The organism is Caballeronia sp. LZ001, assembly GCF_031450875.1.
Taxonomy (GTDB): domain Bacteria; phylum Pseudomonadota; class Gammaproteobacteria; order Burkholderiales; family Burkholderiaceae; genus Caballeronia.
This window is the reverse complement of the sequence record NZ_JARTVX010000003.1, coordinates 700,551-717,973: the sequence shown is the minus strand read 5'-3', so window position 1 is coordinate 717,973 and position 17,423 is coordinate 700,551. Positions and strand designations below refer to the sequence as shown.

Annotated in this window: 16 protein-coding genes and 2 pseudogenes; 7 read left to right on the top strand and 11 right to left on the bottom strand. The window is 60.4% G+C overall.

Translation table 11 applies throughout. From position 1 onward, the window contains the following. Positions 1-174: 174 nt before the first annotated feature. Positions 175-957 (top strand): GNAT family N-acetyltransferase, encoded by a 783-nt coding sequence (locus P9292_RS07720; protein ID WP_309958485.1) that lies wholly within the window; start codon positions 175-177, stop codon positions 955-957. Between the two features lie 107 nt (positions 958-1,064). Beyond that, positions 1,065-2,297 (top strand): GNAT family N-acetyltransferase, encoded by a 1,233-nt coding sequence (locus P9292_RS07715; protein WP_309958484.1) that lies wholly within the window; start codon positions 1,065-1,067, stop codon positions 2,295-2,297. A 50-nt stretch (positions 2,298-2,347) separates the two neighbouring features. On the opposite strand, the gene P9292_RS07710 is transcribed toward P9292_RS07715, so the two are convergent. The 3 genes from P9292_RS07710 to P9292_RS07700 form a co-directional block, all read right to left on the bottom strand. Next, positions 2,348-3,106 carry an alpha/beta hydrolase gene (locus P9292_RS07710; protein ID WP_309958483.1) on the bottom strand — a complete coding sequence of 253 codons (759 nt, stop codon included), beginning with the start codon at positions 3,104-3,106 and terminating at the stop codon, positions 2,348-2,350. Positions 3,107-3,285: 179 nt separating this feature from the next. Beyond that, the gene (locus P9292_RS07705) at positions 3,286-4,041 is read right to left on the bottom strand and encodes an alpha/beta fold hydrolase (protein WP_309958482.1); all 756 of its coding nucleotides are present in this window, start codon (positions 4,039-4,041) and stop codon (positions 3,286-3,288) included. A gap of 53 nt (positions 4,042-4,094) precedes the next feature. Next, a complete protein-coding gene (locus P9292_RS07700) occupies positions 4,095-4,868 on the bottom strand; it encodes a 3-ketoacyl-ACP reductase (RefSeq protein WP_250468234.1) in 774 nt (257 codons plus the stop codon). A 94-nt stretch (positions 4,869-4,962) separates the two neighbouring features. On the opposite strand from P9292_RS07700, the gene P9292_RS07695 reads away from it, so the two are divergent. Next, complete coding sequence (locus tag P9292_RS07695; RefSeq protein WP_250511192.1) at positions 4,963-5,871, top strand: LysR family transcriptional regulator; 909 nt, start codon at positions 4,963-4,965, stop codon at positions 5,869-5,871. Between the two features lie 97 nt (positions 5,872-5,968). Here the strand turns inward: P9292_RS07695 and P9292_RS07690 are convergent, their stop codons facing one another. Both P9292_RS07690 and P9292_RS07685 read right to left on the bottom strand, forming a co-directional pair. Further along, positions 5,969-6,838 (bottom strand): alpha/beta hydrolase, encoded by an 870-nt coding sequence (locus P9292_RS07690; RefSeq protein WP_309958481.1) that lies wholly within the window; start codon positions 6,836-6,838, stop codon positions 5,969-5,971. Continuing rightward, positions 6,828-7,589 carry a sugar phosphate isomerase/epimerase family protein gene (locus P9292_RS07685; RefSeq protein WP_309958480.1) on the bottom strand — a complete coding sequence of 254 codons (762 nt, stop codon included), beginning with the start codon at positions 7,587-7,589 and terminating at the stop codon, positions 6,828-6,830. Before P9292_RS07685 ends, P9292_RS07690 begins: the two co-directional genes overlap by 11 nt. 447 nt (positions 7,590-8,036) lie before the next feature. Between P9292_RS07685 and P9292_RS07680 the strand changes: the two genes are divergently transcribed. Further along, positions 8,037-9,392, top strand: coding sequence for an aromatic acid/H+ symport family MFS transporter (locus tag P9292_RS07680; RefSeq protein WP_309958479.1), 1,356 nt, complete (start codon positions 8,037-8,039; stop codon positions 9,390-9,392). Positions 9,393-9,428: 36 nt separating this feature from the next. On the opposite strand, the gene P9292_RS07675 is transcribed toward P9292_RS07680, so the two are convergent. Then, positions 9,429-10,022, bottom strand: coding sequence for a LysE family translocator (locus P9292_RS07675; RefSeq protein WP_309958478.1), 594 nt, complete (start codon positions 10,020-10,022; stop codon positions 9,429-9,431). Positions 10,023-10,122: 100 nt separating this feature from the next. Here P9292_RS07675 and P9292_RS07670 point away from each other — a divergent pair, with 100 nt between their 5' ends. Then, the gene (locus tag P9292_RS07670; RefSeq protein WP_309958477.1) at positions 10,123-11,001 is read left to right on the top strand and encodes a LysR substrate-binding domain-containing protein; all 879 of its coding nucleotides are present in this window, start codon (positions 10,123-10,125) and stop codon (positions 10,999-11,001) included. Next, complete coding sequence (locus P9292_RS07665; protein ID WP_250468228.1) at positions 10,995-11,699, top strand: hypothetical protein; 705 nt, start codon at positions 10,995-10,997, stop codon at positions 11,697-11,699. Before P9292_RS07670 ends, P9292_RS07665 begins: the two co-directional genes overlap by 7 nt. Positions 11,700-11,711: 12 nt before the next feature. Here the strand turns inward: P9292_RS07665 and P9292_RS07660 are convergent. Together P9292_RS07660 and P9292_RS07655 are read right to left on the bottom strand one after the other, a co-directional pair. After that, positions 11,712-12,694: pseudogene (locus tag P9292_RS07660) on the bottom strand (aldo/keto reductase). Beyond that, positions 12,694-13,117: pseudogene (locus P9292_RS07655) on the bottom strand (cupin domain-containing protein). Before P9292_RS07655 ends, P9292_RS07660 begins: the two co-directional pseudogenes overlap by 1 nt. 106 nt (positions 13,118-13,223) lie before the next feature. On the opposite strand from P9292_RS07655, the gene P9292_RS07650 reads away from it, so the two are divergent. Further along, the gene (locus P9292_RS07650; protein ID WP_309958476.1) at positions 13,224-14,117 is read left to right on the top strand and encodes a LysR family transcriptional regulator; all 894 of its coding nucleotides are present in this window, start codon (positions 13,224-13,226) and stop codon (positions 14,115-14,117) included. Positions 14,118-14,226: 109 nt separating this feature from the next. Here P9292_RS07650 and P9292_RS07645 read toward each other — a convergent pair whose 3' ends face one another. From P9292_RS07645 to P9292_RS07635, 3 genes are all read right to left on the bottom strand, one after another. Then, the gene (locus tag P9292_RS07645) at positions 14,227-15,480 is read right to left on the bottom strand and encodes an arsenic transporter (RefSeq protein WP_309958475.1); all 1,254 of its coding nucleotides are present in this window, start codon (positions 15,478-15,480) and stop codon (positions 14,227-14,229) included. Continuing rightward, positions 15,477-16,715 carry an MFS transporter gene (locus tag P9292_RS07640; protein WP_309958474.1) on the bottom strand — a complete coding sequence of 413 codons (1,239 nt, stop codon included), beginning with the start codon at positions 16,713-16,715 and terminating at the stop codon, positions 15,477-15,479. The genes P9292_RS07645 and P9292_RS07640 overlap by 4 nt, the downstream gene beginning before the upstream one ends. 112 nt (positions 16,716-16,827) lie before the next feature. Then, positions 16,828-17,376: a hypothetical protein gene (locus P9292_RS07635; RefSeq protein WP_250468223.1), complete on the bottom strand. Its 549-nt coding sequence runs from the start codon at positions 17,374-17,376 to the stop codon at positions 16,828-16,830. Positions 17,377-17,423 lie beyond the last annotated feature (47 nt).

Below are 17,423 nucleotides of genomic sequence, written 5' to 3'. Positions count from 1 at the left end.
AAAGCTAAATCGGAAAGCGCCGCCCTCGCTCCTCGATCAGTCTTTCATGAACCGTGGTGGCTCGATATTGCAACCGATGGCAATTGGCGGTCAGCCAAAGTCCGGCGCGGCGACGAAATTGTCGGCGAGATGCCGTACTCGCTAAGCCGCAAAGGACTCTGGCGCACCTCGCAAATGCCACCGCTCACACGGACGCTCGGACCGGCTTTCAAGATCAATGAAACCGATAAGACGCGCGCGATGCTGGATCGCATCAGCATCACGGAAGAACTGATCGGGCAGATTCCCGACGTCCACAGCTTCTATCAGATCTTCGACCCGCGCGTGGAAGATGCCCTTGCGTTCGGCCTGAATGGCTTTACCGTGTCGACGCGATACACGCTGCAGTTCTCCGCCAATCGCTCCATCGAGGAACTCTGGAAAGGTCTGCATTACAAGACTCGCAATATGATTCGTACCGGTCAGAAGTTCGTGACCGTGAAGCCACTCGAACCTGCGCAATTCAACCGGTTCTACGAAAGCAACCTCGAAGCACGCAGTCGTTCGAATGTCTATGGATCGAGCGTGATGCAACGGCTCGTCGATGCATTCGTCGAGCGCGGCGCGGGATATCTGCTTGGCGCCTTCGACGCGACCGGCGCGCTCGTCGCCGCGATAGGCGTCACCTTCGACAATCATGCCGCGTATTACATGCTGTCTTCGCGCACGCGGGATGCTCATGGCGGTGCGATCAGCGTGCTCGTCTGGCAGGCTATCGAAGACGCCATGAAACGACAGTTGACCTTCGACTTCGACGGCATTCCCAACGCAAGCACGTTCCGCTTTCTTAGCGGGTTCAAACCCGTGCTCAAGCCGCGCATCGTGATCGAGCGGCATAGTCCCGTCTGGTCGATGGCCAAGGCAGGCCGCCGTCTGATTCGCCCGAGAAAATCGGACTGGTTCGTCTCGACGGTTTGATTGAACGCCAGGGGTGCGCTCGAGCATTTCATAGAGAACGGGGTCTGTGTTTTCCGCAAGGAAGCACATGGCAGCGGTAAATCCAAAATAACAAATCGGCCAACGTTATGCAGCGACTGAACGGCAATGCAACACGCCAGCAGACTGGCATCAGCATCATCAGCGATCCGGAAAACTTTCTTGCACTCCGCGACGAATGGAACTCGCTATGGTCCCGTATAGGCGGACATCATTACCAGTCATTCGACGTTTGCTGGCTCTGCTGGACGCGAGTAGCCAAGCCGCGTGGCGGTAGCTTGCATTGCATCGTATATCGGGAGCGCGGAGAACTCGTGCTCGTCTGGCCTCTGGTGCGCCGTCGACGCTCGCTATGGACGATCCTCGAGCCGCTGGCATCGGGAACGGCCGACCATACGAGCATCCTCGCATCGACCGGATCGGAAGCGGCTATCGAAGCTGCGTGGCAGGCCGCCAGCAAGGGAAGCCGCATCGATCTGTTCTCGATTCCCTACGTGAGCAAAGGCACGCGGCTCGACCGTCTTGCGTCGGGGCACGGCGGTCTCGTCGTAGCCAGACAGGACATCTCGGCCCTGGCGCTCCTGCGCCGGGAACCCGACTGGACGGCGTACTGCAAGACGCTCTCAACGTTGTCGAAGAAAAAGCCCGGCGCGCTGGAGCGCCGCTTCATGAAAGAGGGTGCGCTCGAAATCAAGGTGCTCGACGCTCGGGATGTGAGCGAGCATCGCAAATGGGTCGATTGGATGCTCGCGCAAAAGCGGCAATGGGCCGAACGAAACGGCAAGGATGGCCCGTGGCTGCAATCGGAGGGATACCGCGACTATCTGGTCGATCTGCTCGATGGAAGCCGTGGGAAGTCGCTGGCATTGATGTTCGTGATGACCCTCGACAAGTCACCGGTGTGCGCCAACATGGTCGGACTGGCGCTGACTTGCGCAAGTGGTCTGATCGCGGGTTTCGATCCGAGCTTCGCCAAGTTCTCGCCCGGCGCCATCATGATGGAGCGCTGCGTCAAGTGGACATGGGAAAACCAGTTGGATCTCGATTTCGGCGTCGGATCGGAACCCTTCAAGGCTTACTGGAGTCGCGGCAACGTTCTTCACAACACGAGTTTCGAACTCGCGCTCTCCCCGTGGGGACGAGTCGCTTTCCTTGCGAAAGATTGCTTGAAGAAGCTGGCCGAGTGGAAGGCGTCGCGAGCGAATGGCAGCGAGGCGCAAGGATCGGTTCAGCCAGCCGATGCCGACATGGCAAAGTTTCCGTCCTCGCTGCCGGGGAAAAGCGTTGCAGGTCTCACGCGCTCGGGAATGAGTGCGCAATGAGCTAGCGCGATGGCGCTACTCGCTCAGCGGCTGCGAGCGCGCAGCGCTCGTCAGTGCTCGCAAAATTCTCTCAGCGCCGCGACGAGCAATTCGGGTTGTTCCTCGGCGAGAAAATGTCCGCACTTGGGCAGCGAACCGCCGCGCACGTTGTCGGCGACGGCGCTCATTCGGCTGACCATGTGCGGGCCCCAACGCTTCTCGCCGCCCAACGCGAGAACCGGGACGCTTGCCGGCAACCGCGCCGCCGCGCGGTTATCTATGACATCCTGAGGGAATTGCCGATACATCTCCATCGCCGCCCGGAACGCGCCGGGATGCGTATAGGCACGCACATATTCGTCCATGTCGCGCGCCGATATGGCAGCGGGGTTATCGGTTCGATCGTTAATGAATGCGCTGATATAAACACGCTCACGGCCACCGCAAATCAGGGCTTCCGGCAGGTACGGCTTCTGATGAAACGAGAAGTGAAAGAGCAAAGGGCTCGATGCGATCTCATCCCAATCGCCGATGCCCGGAATGGACGCGTCGAGCACGGTGAGCGAACGCACGGGAAACTGCCATGCGAAGGCGTAAGCGACCATCGCGCCGATATCGTGACCGACGACATGGGGCGGCTCGTCGCCGAACTTCCTCACCAGACCGAAGAGGTCTGCCGCGAGTTGCTTTTTCGTGTAGCCCGCTTCCGTCTTGTCCGAGAAGCCCACGCCTCGAAGATCAGGGACGATCAAAGTAAAGTCTTCGCCGAGCGGCAGGAGCACGCGGCTCCATTCCCACCAGTTCTGCGGGAAGCCATGGATCAGAAGCATGATTGGCGCTGTACCAACGGGCCTTCCGCCGGTCACGTAGTGCAGTTTCACGTCTCCGACAATGTCTGCGTCATGCCGGAATCCGTCTGGGAGGACGTCTGGGGAGAATTGTCCTTCTGAAAACATCTGCATACTCCGGATCGAGTGATTGCATCAATTGAGAAGCGAACGCTTGAGGCTTAGCTGATCGCCGCGCCGATGATTTCCGCAAGCTGCGCGGGTTGCGAGAAGAATGGTGAGTGGCTCGTCTCGATGGTCACGACCTCGGCGCCCGGCACGTCGGCTTGCATCAGCCGTTGTTGCGCGATTGGAAGAGCGAGGTCCTTCGTGCATTCGATGAAGACTCGCGGAATCGATCCATAACGCTCCTTCGTCGTGTCGATCCGCGCAGCGTAAGGCGCCGTGGCATTGATGCGGGCAACGTTGGCCGCGGCCACGGCCACGTCCCGATCGCTGCAATCACCATAGAACGACGACCGCACTCTACGAACGTCATCGACGTTCAACGCTACGCCCTTGCCATCAGGCGTTGCATTCACAATCTCGAAAAGCGCTTTGACCGAAGGATCGTTCGTATAGCCTTCAGATAGAAGGTAATCGTTCGCCGATTTGCCCGGCGGCGTCATGAACGCGGCAAGGTAGATGAGCTTGCTGATCTTCTCCGGATATTTCTCGGCAAGATAAGTGAGCGACACGCCTCCCATGCTATGTCCGAGCAACACGAAAGGCTCGTGCGCGCCTTCGAGCAACGCGGCAACGGACGCCGTGTAGTCGGCCATGTCTTCGACTTGATCGTAGATTGCGGGATCGAATCCGTGCGATTTCAAGTCCGGGTGGATGACGGAGTGTCCGCGCGCTGCAAGCAACGTGGCCACCTTCTGAAAACAACCGCCCCAATGCCATGCGCCGTGTATCAACACGATGGTTTGCTTCATATGCGCGCTCCTGGGAATGTGTTTAATCGCGAGTGATGTCGATGCACGCTGGTCTACAAGCGATTCATATGCATCCCGGCGTCGAGCTCGAAGGCACTTCCCGTCGAGAAGGCGAACGTTCCGATGGCGAGCGTCGCGACCGCGCGTCCGATGTCGTCGGGCGTGCCCCATCGGCGAATCGGCGTAAGTCCATCACGTATGCGTTCGTCGAAACTGGCCGCCGAAACCGACGTCATGTCGGTGCGAATGATGCCGGGACGAATCTCGTGAACCGCGATGCCATGCTCGGCAAGACGCGTGGCGAAGAGCTTGACCATCATCGAGACGCCCGCTTTCGAGATGCAATATTCGCCACGGTTAATGCTGACGGTTTCCGCGCTCGTCGATGAAATGCACACGATGGATCGATACAAACTCGAATCAGGCTCATTCAGCATTCGACGCGCAATCCGCTGCGTCAGAAAGAAGGGACCGCGCAGGTTGATGTCGAGATTGCGATCGTAGCTTTCGACCGAGACATCGAGCAGGTCACCGCGCGAAAGCACGGAAACGCCAGCGTTATTGACGAGCGTGTCGATGCGTCCGAACGCGGACCACGCGCGTTCAGCGAGGTCGTCCTGCTCGTTCAGTTCCGCGATATCGCCTAGCGCCATCGCCCATTTGCGGCCTCTTGCTTCGACTCCCGCGATGGTTTCCCGCATGGCGTCGTCATCGCACAGATCGTTGATGACGATGTCGAATCCGGCATCCGCGAGATGCCAGACAATGCCTCGGCCAATGCCTCTTCGACCGCCTGTGACCATCGCGACTGGCGCGTTACGCTTCATGCAATCTCCCTGGCTGGTTCATGTTGTTCGTCGACCATCGGTTTCGAATGCTAATCTCGTCCGGTGCTTCGAACCTATCGATCGGATAAAGACAATGTCAGACATCGACGTCAAGCTGCTCACCGTCTTCGCGGAGACCTACAAGACGGGCAGCGTCTCGCAGACGGCAGTCAACCTCGGTCTCTCGCAACCGACCATCTCGTTCAATCTTTCAAAGCTGCGCGAGCACTATCGCGATCCACTCTTCGTGCGTTTCCCTCATGGGATGGAACCCACGCCATTTGCCACCGACCTCTACGGACGAGTGCTCGACCTGCTTGCGTCGTTCGAGGTCGTCTCGAAGTACCAGACCCAATTCGACCCCGCACTGGCCAATCGCGACTTTCATGTGGCATTGACCGACGTTGCACAGAACGTGTTGCTGCCTCGCTGGCTCAACCGGCTACGTTCGATTGCGCCCGAGGTCAAACTGACGATAAGTCATATCGCCGACGAAACGGCTGGCTTGATGCAGACTGGCGAAGTCGAACTTGCTATCGGCTACATGCCTCAACTCAACGAAGGCTTCTATCAACAAAGGCTGATGGAAGAAACGTATATCGGCATCATCGCCGCGGATCATCCAAGACTCAGCAGCCGGCCGAGTGTCGCCGAGTTCCTGGCGGAAGGACACATCGCGGTTACGCCATCGGGCACGGGTCACTCCATTCTCAACCGGGTCCTGCGCGAGATGCATCTCACGCGAAGGGTCATGCTCGAAGTACCCAGTTACCTCGGCGTTGCTGAGATTGCGGCTCGTACCGATCTCGTCGCAATGATCCCATCACGACTTGCCGTACTCATGCTCAAGGAAAAATCGATTCGATCGTTCGCGTTGCCGTTCGATCTTTCGGCTTATGTGGTGAAACAGCATTGGCATTCGCGTAACCATCACGACTCGGGGCATCGATGGCTGCGTTCCGTCGTGGCAGATCTCTTTCTCGAAGACTCGACGTCATCGTAACCTTGAGTCGAGTATCGGCAGATAGTGAAGTGGTGTCCATAAAGCCAGCTTGATAAGCCTTATCCAATCCATCGATAGGCGCGCAACGGACAGTGCGCTATCTTTGAAGAACGAACTGCCGCACGGCATCGGCGAATTCCGCAGGTCTTTCTTCCGGCACGTAATGACCGCAATCGTCGATAAGCCTCTCCGTCACGTTCGATGCCACGCGACGCAACGTGTGGGCCGATGCCGGTCCGTATCCCCATTGCGCGCCGATGGCGAGGCACGGCGTCTGAAGCGGCGAGCGTCCCCAGACCGCGTTGTCCTTTCTATCGCGCGGTAGCGTGCGGTAATAGCTGAAGGAACAGCGCAAAGCGCCGGGTCGCGCCAATGCGCGCGCATAGACTTCAATGTCGTCGCGGCTGATCGAGTCGGCATCGAACACGCCGACCGTCTCCCGATGCACGAAGTGATCGACGAACAGGAACTCGCGGCCGCTCACGAGCGACTCTGAAATATCCCCGGCCATGTTGAAGCCAAAATGCCAGCTACCGCCGCGCGAAACGTCCATGGCCTCTTCTTGCCCGAATGCCGGAAGACTGCTCTCGACGAAGACGAAGTGACTGACCGCATCCGGCCACTGAGCGGCATATGCATAGGCCACGTGCCCGCCGAGATCGTGCCCGACGATAGCCACTTGCCTCACGCCGAGCGCTTCGACCAGATCATGCAATCTGCGAGCGATGGTCTTCTTGTCGAAACCGGACTCGGGCTTCGAGGAATCGCCGAAGCCCGGAAGATCCGGCGCGATGACATCGAAGTCACGGCTCAACAGCGGCATGACGCGCCGCCATGCCCATGAGGTTTGCGGCCATCCGTGCAGCAAGAGCAGCGTCGGCCTGCCGTCGGGTGTTCCGCTACGCCGGTAGGCCAGCCGAGCATCATGCAGGCGATGGGAGCGCAGCGACGTGTTGTCATCGGTCATGGTGAGGCTCCTGCCTACCGCTCAGGCACTGCGCGGACGCACGCAGATCGTCCAGTGGCGTCGAAGAGATGATCTCCAGAACCGGGACACCGGAGAAGTCCACGTCGTTCAGAGCCTTGAGGATCTCGTCGAAGCGCACCGAGCCCAAACCCACGCGGTCGTGGCGCCATTGACTGCGTGTGCCGTCGGACAAGTGCAACTGGCCAAGGCGTGCCGCGCATTGCCTGACTGCATCGGCCTGATCTTCTCCGACGAACTCGGCGTTGGACACGTCATAGGCGATCAGCAGCCTCTCGTGCGGCAGAGCATCGAAAAAGGCGAGCATCGCGGCGGTCGTGGGAATAGGCGTTTGCGGATGAAGCTCGACGTAAAGCTTTTGATCGAGACGTTCCGCCACGCGCAGAAGCTGCTCCAGGCTATCGCGCAGCAGAAGCTCGGTGTCCTTTTTCGGCGGAGGAAAGAGCGAAGACACCCTGCCCGGCACGACGACGATTGCCCCGCAGCCCAAGTCCGAAGCGAGTTGCATCGTGTCGATGTAGAGATCGACGGAGTATTGCCTGAACGGCTCGACCCGGCTTACCAGATTCAGATCGAGCGCAGGCAGGTTCAAAGATTCGATCCGAAGGCCTTCGCTTCGAAGCGTACCGGCAAGACTCGATCTATCGGCAGCGGATAGTTCATCCGGCCAGAGATGACCGGGTACGACCAACGCATCGAAGTCGTTCAGGCCGATCTCCTGCATCTTTCGCATGGCGCCAAGCGCCGTCTCTTCCCACATGAATGAGAAGGTGCTGCCTCCAAAGGATCGCGCGAGTTTTTGCATGCCTTCCTCAAGCCGAAGTTGGAATGAACTCAATTGTGAACGTGTTTCCTTAAAGGAACAAGCAGTCTAGCTTGCTGCTCATGAGATTTGGCGTCATTTCTCTGGAAAAAATCACCTGATGCGTGAACCAATTGGACAGCAGGCACTTCGGGAAAAACCCTCGTTTGTTTCCATACAAGAACTCATGGATAAAAATCGTTGACTTCCAATTGCTGAAACTTTAAACAGAGAGGATCGCTTCGATAAAGACGCAGCCTCGACATGCGCTCATTCGCGTTTCATGAGGACGATGAGAAGGTCATCGTCGACTGCATCGAATACATGCGTCGTCTGCTTGAGGCAGCGTCGCAACAATCACGACACTAGGAGACAGCGATGAGCAGTGCGGTAAAGCAATTGAACGTCCAGCAGTTCCTGGATACGAGGCCATTCAGCGGCTTTCAATGGAAGATCCTTTTGCTGGGACTCGTCGTCCTGATTCTCGATGGCTTCGATGTGGTCGCGATGGGATTCATCGCACCCGCGCTCATCGCCGACTGGAAGATCAGCCGGGCCGCGCTCGGGCCAGTGTTGAGCATGGGACTATTCGGCCTCGCGATCGGCGCGCTGACGGGAGGTCCGCTGGCCGATCGCTTCGGCCGTCGCAAGGTCATCATCGCCGCGGTCGTCTTCTTCGGCGTGATGAGTCTCGCCTCGGCCTGGTCGCCGAACATCGAAGTGCTTTCGGTGATGCGTTTTCTGACTGGACTCGGCCTCGGCGCATCGCAGCCGAACGCCGCGACGCTTGCTTGCGAATATGCGCCGGAGAAGCATCGTTCGGTCATGGTAACGGTCATCTATTGCGGCTTCACGCTTGGCGCGGCGGGCGGCGGCTTCCTCTCAAGCTATCTCGTGCCGACTCACGGCTGGCATTCTATACTGGTCGTCGGCGGCATCGTGCCGCTTCTCTTCGCGGTTCTGCTGTTCTTCGTTTTGCCGGAATCCGCGAAGTTTTTAGCTCTGAAGCACGAGGGACGCACGGCGCTTGCGAAGATCATCAACGAAATTCAGCCCGGCACGGTAAACGGTTCGACCGGCTTCGTGACGCCCGAACGCGAACACGCCGGCAAGGGCGTGATTCGCCTCATCGTGTCGAAACCGCATACCACGGTCACGCTCGCGCTCTGGGTCGGGCTCTTCATGAACTTGATGACGGTCTACTTCCTGAACAGCTGGCTGCCGATTATCGTCAAGGACAACAACTTCTCGCTGGCTGACGCGGCGCTCGTCGGCGCGATGATGCAAGTGGGCGGCACGCTCGGGAACATCGTCATCGGCTGGACGATGGATCGCTTCGATTCGCGCAAGGTCATGATCGCGACACTATTCGGGGCGCTCGTCTTCACGGTGGCGGTGTCGCAGATGAACGTCGGGCTAGCCGGTCTCATCACGCTCGTGTTCCTGCTCGGTTATTGCACGAACTCCACGAACACCGGCTGGACGGCGATGGCCGCGAGCTACTACCCAACGGAGATTCGAGCGACAGGCACGAGCTGGATGACGGGCATCGGCCGCTTCGGTGCCATCTCCGGTGCGTCGGTCGGTGCGGTGCTTCTGAGCTTCAAGTGGAACTTCGGGCAGTTGTTCCTCTTCTTGACGGTGCCGATTGCAATCGCCATCGTCGCTGCGTATGTCCAAGGCCGCGGCCGGGGGAACGCAGCGCCGGTGTTGCGCGACGCCACCATGCATTGATGATGGGCTCTGCTGCTGGCCGAAGGCGCTGCATCGTCATCTCCAGATCGACAAGACGGATGCGGCCAGCAGCAAACCCATCGCAAGATTGACCACGCGCCAATGACGCGGCGTTCTAAGCAACCGTGCAAGCATTGCACCGAGCGCGCACCACAATACGAGCGACCCGCATGCCGCAACGCCGAAGGCCGCGCCGAGGAGAATCGCAAGCCGGTTGGGACTGTCCGCCGCTAGCGCGAAGGACGCCGCGGCGCCGACGGTCATCGCCCAGCTTTTCGGGTTGAGCCACAAGAGCAGCATGCCGTTGATCAACGTGACCGGCCGCGCGGGACCACTGTTCTCATTCGGCGGTCCGCTTCGGGCTACGCGCCATGCCAGCCACAACAAGTACGCGGAACCAAGCGCTTTCACGGCGGTTTGCAGCGCGGGCATCGCGAGCAAGATACCGGCAAGCCCGAGTGCGGCGAACGCGCCGAGCACGGCAAGACCGATGGCGATGCCGAGCATCAACGGGATCGAGCGCATGAAGCCGAAACGCGCGCCAGACGCGGTGGCAAGTGTAGTGGCGCCGCCGGGCGTGATGGTCGCGACGACTGCGAAGAGGAAAAGCGGGAGGTTGAGCGAGGCCATGAACATGCGTGCGGATATCGAGACTTGCACTCTACTGATCGCCCACGCATCAGCAAATCCAAAAATCTTGATGGCACGCATTACGATGCATAATGCGTCGATGCCTCGAAACTTCGATCTCGATCTCATCCGCACCTTCGTCACCGTGGCCGACAGCGGCAGCATGACCGTTGCCGCGAATCGGCTGCACATGACGCAAGGCGCCATCAGCCAGCAAGTCAAACGGCTTGAAGACTTGCTCGACTGCCTCTTGTTCGTGCGCAAGACGCGCAAGCTCGAACTCTCACGCAAGGGTGAACAGTTCCTCGTGAAGGCGCGCCAGTTGATGCGGCTCAACGACGATATTTGGTCCGACATGACCGGGCAGTCGTTAAGCGGCAGCCTTCGCGTTGGCGTGCCCTACGACCTCGTCACCGCGCTCGCGCCCGCGATGAAATCGTTCGCCGATGCTCATCCGCACGTGGAAATTTCGCTGGTATGCGGCGCATCACGCGAACTGCGCAACGCGTTGAACAGCGGTCTGGTGGATGTGTCGCTCGTCGAATACGTTGCGAGCGAGGCCGAAGGCGAAGTGATCCGCATCGAGCCGCTCGTGTGGGTGACGGGCCGCGGCAGTGAAGCGTGGCGCAAGCGCCCATTGCCGCTGTCGATGGTCGACGAACGCTGCGCCTTCCGTCCGATGGTGCTGCGCGCGCTCGCGGACGAAGGCATCGCCTGGCGCACGGTGTTCGAGAGCGGCAACATCGAGGCGACCGCAGCCACCGTGCGGGCGGGCCTTGCGATCACCGCATGGCTCGCCTTTACCGTACCCACCGACCTCGAAAGGCTTGCGCCTCATGAGTCCGGCTTGCCTGCCCTTCCGCCATTCGCCATCTGTCTGCAATTGCCACAATCGATCCAGCCTGCCGCGCTGGCGTTTGCAACGTGCGTGCGCGAGTCGATGCGCGAGGATGTCGCCTTCCCGTTCGAGACATGCTGACTTCCTTTTTTCATAGCGGCGATGCCATCCGCAGCCGACGCGTGAGCGACATCGTTTTGTCGACCACACTCGACTTGCCCGAGCCGCCTGCAAGTCTCATCGCCGATTGGCAGAGAGAAGCGATGTCGCGGCTCGTTCTCGAACCCGGCGATGTCGAGGTCATGCCATTGGCGCGAACTCGCGCGCGCTGGACGGACTACAAGCACTGCGTGCGAGCTATCGTCGACTGGACGAACGCGCTCGGACTACCCGGCGTGCTCGCCGCCAGCGACATAGCGCTCATGGCCTGTCGTGGCGCGAGATACCATCATGACGGAGCGCAATATGGCGGCGCGGCTTTTTGCAATCTTTTTCTGAGCGAAGACAAGGGTCTGGACGTGCATTTCCCCGCCGCGAGTCATCGCATTCCGTTGACCCGCGGAACCGCCATGATCTTCGATACGGGCCAGCCTCATGGCGTCATTCAACGCGATAGCGAAAGCTTCAACGTGTCCGACTTCGCGCCCGACGAGGACTACGTTCAAGTGTTCCTGAGCTGGGAACTTCCGATCGAAAACGCCTGCGTGGCACAAGCACTGCAAGTAGAGTTCGATGTGGATGGCGCGAGCTCGTCGCAACTGGATGACGAGCAAGTGTGGTTTGAAGGCGCGCCAGCAGATGTGTGCCCGGAGACGGGTCGATGGCATCGGCTTGGCTGATCGGCAGGCGATTCATTTGCCAACACGCGCCTGCAAATGTGCGGGATAGCGTTCACCCTGTACGATGATATTCGCGAGCCGCGTATCGATATCGCGCAGATTGTCCGCCGTCAACTCAATGGAAGCGCCACCGATGTTTTCCTTCAGTCGATGCAGCTTCGTCGTGCCGGGAATCGGCACGATCCACGGCTTTTGCGCGAGCAGCCACGCGAGCGCGACTTGCGCGGGCGTCGCGTTCAGACTCGTGGCGATCTGCTTGACCACGTCGACCAGCGCCTGATTTGCCTTGCGATTTTCTTCCGAGAAACGCGGCACGACATTGCGAAAATCGGTTTGATCGAAACCAGTGCTCGCGTCGATTGCGCCCGTCAAAAACCCTTGCCGAGCGGACTGAACGGCACGAAGCCAATTCCGAGATCTTCGAGCAGCGGCAGGATTTCTTTCTCGGGCTCACGCCACCATAGCGAATATTCGCTTTGCAAAGCCGCAACCGGTTGCACGGCGTGCGCACGGCGAATGGACTCGACGCCCGCTTCCGACATGCCGAAATGTCTGACCTTGCCTTCCTGAATCAGCTCCTTCACGGCGCCCGCGACGTCTTCCATTGGCACCTCGGGGTCGACGCGATGCTGATAAAGCAAGTCGATGCGATCCGTGCGCAACCGCTTGAGCGCCGCGTCCGTCACCGCGCGAATGTTGTCCGGCTTGCTGTTGACGCCCTTCTGCACGTCGCCGCCCTCGAAACCGAACTTCGTTGCAATCACGACTTGATCGCGGAACGGCGCAAGTGCCTCGCCGAGCAGTGTTTCGTTCGCGCCTTGCGCATAGGCTTCGGCTGTATCGAAGAAAGTCACGCCTTGCTCGAAGGCAGAGCGGATGAGTTCGATCGCATCGGCCTTCTCCGTTGCAGGGCCGTAGGCAAAGCTCAGTCCCATGCAGCCAAGGCCGATTGCCGATACTTCGAGACCACTCTTCCCGAGAATATGTCGGTTCATCATGCGACTCCTTCGTCGTTTGCCGGCACGCCGCCGCGATACTGCTCGTCCGTGACCTTTTCCATCCAGTCGACGGGACTGCCGTCGAGCTTCTCGGCAATGGCGATATGCGTCATTGCCGGTGGCGGTCGCGCCGTGCCAGTGCTTCTCTCCGGGCGCAATCCAGACGATGTCGCCCGCTCTGATGTCCTCGATTGGTCCGCCATCGCGCTGCACCCATCCGCGGCCCGCGATCACGATGAGCGTCTGACCCAGCGGATGCGTGTGCCACGCGGTGCGCGCGCCTGGTTCGAACGTCACCGTTGCGCCGCCGATGCGCGCGGGTTCGTCGCCCGCAAACGGCGCGTCGATCCTCACCGTTCCGGTGAAATATTCAGCTGGGCCCGTCGCCGAGGACTGCGAGCCGCATTCGATGATCCGCATGTGCGTTCCTTGCAATAGTTGTCTCGACGTTCAATGTAGCAACGCGACTTCCTGCGATAAAGAGCTAAAATCGGCATGAAGTTAGAAGCCAGGCTTATAAATCATCATGGCACGTTCCGATCTGTCCGATATCACCGCGTTTCTCGCTGTCGCCCGCGAGGGCAGCTTCACGAAGGCGGCCGCGAAGCTTGGCGTTTCGCAGTCTGCGCTGAGTCAGACGGTGCGCAATCTCGAAGCACGGCTGGGCCTTCGCCTCCTGACCAGAACGACACGCAAAATATCGCCGACTCAAGCTGGCGAACGGCTGATCCAGTCGGTCGGCCCCAGGCTCGATGAGATCGAGGCCGAACTAAGCGCGCTCACCGCATTGCGGGATACGCCGGCGGGCACCGTGCGCATCGCTGCTGGAGAACACGCGGCGGAAATGCTGCTATGGCCGGTGATAGAACGGCTTTTGCCCGACTATCCGGACATCACGATCGAGCTCTTCATCGACAACGGACTCACGGATGTCGTCGAACAGAGGCTCGATGCGGGCGTGCGGCTCGGCGAGCAAGTGGCCAAGGACATGGTTGCGGTGCGCATCGGTCCCGACGTGCGCATGGCCGTGGTCGGCACGCGCGACTATTTCGCCGCGCATCCGAAGCCGAAGACACCGCGAGACCTGACGGCGCATAACTGCATCAACATCCGGCTGCCGACGGCCGGCGGCATTTATGCGTGGGAGTTCAAGAAAGGCGGACGCGAGTTGAACGTGCGCGTGGAGGGACAACTCGTCTTCAATAGCGCGACGATGGCCGTGAAAGCCGCGCTTGCGGGAGTGGGCCTCGCCTTCGTGCCCGAACAGCGGGTTTTATCGCAGATCGAAAGCGGTGCGCTCGTGCGGGTGCTGCCTGACTGGTGCCCGTCGTTTTCAGGCTTTCATCTTTACTATCCCAGCCGACGTCAGCCGACTCCTGCGTTCGTCGTCGTTGCCGATGCGCTGCGTCGCGGCGTGTAGGTTCGCGGCGACCCGTGTGCCCGAACTCGGTCAGTCGAGGTTGAGCGGCTGCTCGTGCGGAGCGTGACTAGCCACGCGCTGCTCATTGTTTGTCTCCGAATGCCTGAGCTCAATTTCCGGCTAAAAGCCGCGCGCCGAGGCTTAACAAGAGCGCAGGCAGCATGACGATCGCACCGACCTTCAGGAACTGCATGAAGCTCACTTCCTCGCCTTCGCGCCGGATGGACGAGAGCCAGAGAATAGTCGCCAGCGAACCGGTGATCGAGAGATTGGGACCGAGGTCCACGCCGATCAGCAACGCATCGATCACGCGTTCGGGGCTATGTGCTTGCAGCACGGTCGCGCTTGCAATGAGACCCGCTGGCAAGTTGTTGATGGCGTTGCTGCCGAGCGCGATGACCACGCCCGACACCGCCGCCGTCACGGTCTGATTCTGCTGCGACGCGAGCGCCAGCAATTGCGAAAGCGCCGCGACGACGCCCGTATGCGCTAGCATCTCCACGAGCACGAAGAGGCCAGCCACGAGCGGCAGCACGCTCCACGATATCTCGCTCATCAGCTCGACCGGAGATTGACGTTCTTTCACGAGCACCACCAAAGCGGTGCCGACGCCGAGGATCGCGGTGGGCAGGCCAAGTTGCATGTCGAACGCGGAGACGGTGAGCAGAGCCACCGCCGTGACGCCGATGCCCGCGAGCGTCACTTTGCCGTTCGCGCTGAGCGGTTCGACGTTCAGATCGCGAGCACACGAGTCAGCGAGTTCGTCGCACTGCGTCCAGCGCAGCATGAAATACGTCGCAACGATCGACAACACCGAAGGCAAGGCAAATCGCGCAATCCACGAGCCCAGCGCGGGCGTGTGATTCGCGTAAAGCACGAGATTCGCCGGGTTCGAAATCGGCAACACGAAGCTCGCCGCGTTGGCGATGAACGCGCACACGTACAAGAGCGGCAACGGCTTAGTATGCGCCTTCCTCGCCGCCGCGAAAACAGCGGGCGTGAGCACGACGGCGGCGGCATCGTTCGAAAGGAACGTCGTCACCACGACACCGACGAGATACACGAGCAGAAAGAGCTTTCGGGGCGAGCCCCTGGCATGGTTCACGGCAAGCACCGCGATCCAGTCGAACAGGCCTTCGCGCCTGCCGAGTTCCGACAGCAGCATCATGCCGATGAGAAACAGGTAGACGTCGCTTCCCTTGCCTATCGCCTGCCACGCGAGATTCAGCGGTAGCAACCCGAGCGCGACGAGCAACACGGCGCCCGTAACCGCCCAGATCGCCTCGGGCCATTTGAAGGGACGCAGTATGACGCCGGCAGTCGCGGCAAGCCCGATGCCCCAGGAGAGAAAAATCGGATTCATGTAGCGAGAGAGGGTTCGTTGGCAGAATCGCGATGGATGCCGCATGCCTTCTTGAGCGCGCTGCCAAAAAATAGCCACAACAAGAGCGAGCCGATGGACACGGCTCCGAGTACGAGAAACGCAACCTTATAACCGAAGTGCTGGGCGAGCATGCCGCCGAGCGCCGGACTGAGCGCCGCGCCGATTCCCTGCACGGTCATCACCACGCCCTGCCCGACATTCACGCGCCCCGTGCCTTGCAGCAAGCGCACGACGAGCGCGGGAACGGCCACGCTTTGCAGCCCCGCGCCGATGCCGTCCAGCGCCTGCACGGGCCACACGCCCCAGGCGTTGATGAACATCGCCGCGACCAGACCGCGCAGCGGCAGTGCAAGAAAGGTGATGAGAATTACGCCCCAGTAACCGATACGTTGAATGATCCGGCTTGCGAAAAACGCGGCGGCCACCATCACGAGTTGCGCGATGACGATGGTTTGCGCGGTAAAGGCGCTTGGATCGCCCTTGTGTGCCGCGACGACGGCAAGGCCATAGAGCGGCAACATCGCCGCATTGCCGAGGTGGAACATCGCGAGTGAAGCGGCAAGCAGCAGCAACGGCTTGCACGTGAGCAGCATGCGAAAGCCGCTTGCGTGCTCGTGTTCGCGCTCCTTCGAGGACGAAGCGCCGAGCCCGCGCGCACTATCGTGATCGATCGAATCTCGCCGGATCAGAAGCGTGGAGATCACGGTCATCGCGCCGAACAAGCCCGCGAGCACGAACACCGCGCCGAAGCCGAAACGCCAGCCGAGCCACCCAGAAAGCGCCGCAGCCACGACATTGCCTGCGTGATTGGCCACCTGGTTGCGCCCGAACTGCCGGTCGAAACCGCGTTCGCGCACCATGCCGAGCGTGACGCCAGCCACCGCCGGACCGAGCGCCGCGCCTGTCACCGCCGTGAGGATCTGCGACGCGGCGACCATCCAGTAATCGTGCGATACCCATAGCACGAGCGAGGCGAGCGTCGTCATCACGCCTGCCACGACGATCAGGCCGCGCTTGTAACGCGTGGCATCGACGAGTGCGCCCGCTGGCGAGGTCGCGAGCATCCCCGCAATGCCGCCGAGCGTCATCACGGTTCCGATAGCATCCGTATGCCAGCCCTGAGCCTGCAAAAAGACCCCGAGAAATGGTCCGATGCCGGCTTGCACATCGGCCATGAAGAAGTTCAGGCCTTCCAGCGCGTAGAGAGGATTCATTGGGTGATCACCCCTTCAGGTGGTTCAGGCTTTGGTAACCATTGTCGGATGAAGCGTGCAGATCCCCGAAATGTACCCAACTCAGCATGTCGCTCTCCTCGTCGTGCTTGCTTTACGCGTCGATCAGTTCGGCGATCTCGTCGACTTCGATCGTGCAGCCATGACGATTCTTGACGCCATGCCCCCACGCCTGGACATGCGCGCCCGGAGTCAGATACGCGACCAGTTCGGCGGCGGCATGCGGCGGCATGCGCAGCGACGTGCCATCGTCGAGCAATGCGCCGCGCAACTCGCCTTTCGGACCGAAGAGCGAGAGCACCACTTCACCGCTCGCGTCGATCGGCTCGCGCTCGACGTGCGGCTTCTCATGCGGCTTGCCATCGCGATGCGGGCCTTCGTCGAGAATGACCTTGCCCGTCTTCGTCACGAGCGCGACCGCCGCGATCATGTCCGCGCCGCGCGGCTTCACGCCACGCACGCCGACTTCATCGCCCACGGCGATTTGCCGCGCGATCTGGCGCGACAGATGAGGCGGAAAATGAACCTGCCGCGCATGACGGGCGCCGAGCACGAAGCCATCCAGTTCGCCGTGCGGATTCAGAAGGAAGCGCGTCACGGTGCCACGCGTTTCGGGAAGGCTGTCAGGGTCGATCCAATGCATGTTTTGATTCCTCGTTCAGATGTCGATGAAAGTTCGCTTGTAACCGG

Coding starts and splice junctions, on each gene's coding strand:
- P9292_RS07720 (WP_309958485.1), top strand. CDS start 175: ATGCCACCGCTCACACGGACGCTCGGACCGGCTTTCAAGATCAATGAA.
- P9292_RS07715 (WP_309958484.1), top strand. CDS start 1,065: ATGCAGCGACTGAACGGCAATGCAACACGCCAGCAGACTGGCATCAGC.
- P9292_RS07710 (WP_309958483.1), bottom strand. CDS start 3,106: ATGCTTCTGATCCATGGCTTCCCGCAGAACTGGTGGGAATGGAGCCGC.
- P9292_RS07705 (WP_309958482.1), bottom strand. CDS start 4,041: ATGAAGCAAACCATCGTGTTGATACACGGCGCATGGCATTGGGGCGGT.
- P9292_RS07700 (WP_250468234.1), bottom strand. CDS start 4,868: ATGAAGCGTAACGCGCCAGTCGCGATGGTCACAGGCGGTCGAAGAGGC.
- P9292_RS07695 (WP_250511192.1), top strand. CDS start 4,963: ATGTCAGACATCGACGTCAAGCTGCTCACCGTCTTCGCGGAGACCTAC.
- P9292_RS07690 (WP_309958481.1), bottom strand. CDS start 6,838: ATGACCGATGACAACACGTCGCTGCGCTCCCATCGCCTGCATGATGCT.
- P9292_RS07685 (WP_309958480.1), bottom strand. CDS start 7,589: ATGCGAAAGATGCAGGAGATCGGCCTGAACGACTTCGATGCGTTGGTC.
- P9292_RS07680 (WP_309958479.1), top strand. CDS start 8,037: ATGAGCAGTGCGGTAAAGCAATTGAACGTCCAGCAGTTCCTGGATACG.
- P9292_RS07675 (WP_309958478.1), bottom strand. CDS start 10,022: ATGGCCTCGCTCAACCTCCCGCTTTTCCTCTTCGCAGTCGTCGCGACC.
- P9292_RS07670 (WP_309958477.1), top strand. CDS start 10,123: ATGCCTCGAAACTTCGATCTCGATCTCATCCGCACCTTCGTCACCGTG.
- P9292_RS07665 (WP_250468228.1), top strand. CDS start 10,995: ATGCTGACTTCCTTTTTTCATAGCGGCGATGCCATCCGCAGCCGACGC.
- P9292_RS07650 (WP_309958476.1), top strand. CDS start 13,224: ATGGCACGTTCCGATCTGTCCGATATCACCGCGTTTCTCGCTGTCGCC.
- P9292_RS07645 (WP_309958475.1), bottom strand. CDS start 15,480: ATGAATCCGATTTTTCTCTCCTGGGGCATCGGGCTTGCCGCGACTGCC.
- P9292_RS07640 (WP_309958474.1), bottom strand. CDS start 16,715: ATGAATCCTCTCTACGCGCTGGAAGGCCTGAACTTCTTCATGGCCGAT.
- P9292_RS07635 (WP_250468223.1), bottom strand. CDS start 17,376: ATGCATTGGATCGACCCTGACAGCCTTCCCGAAACGCGTGGCACCGTG.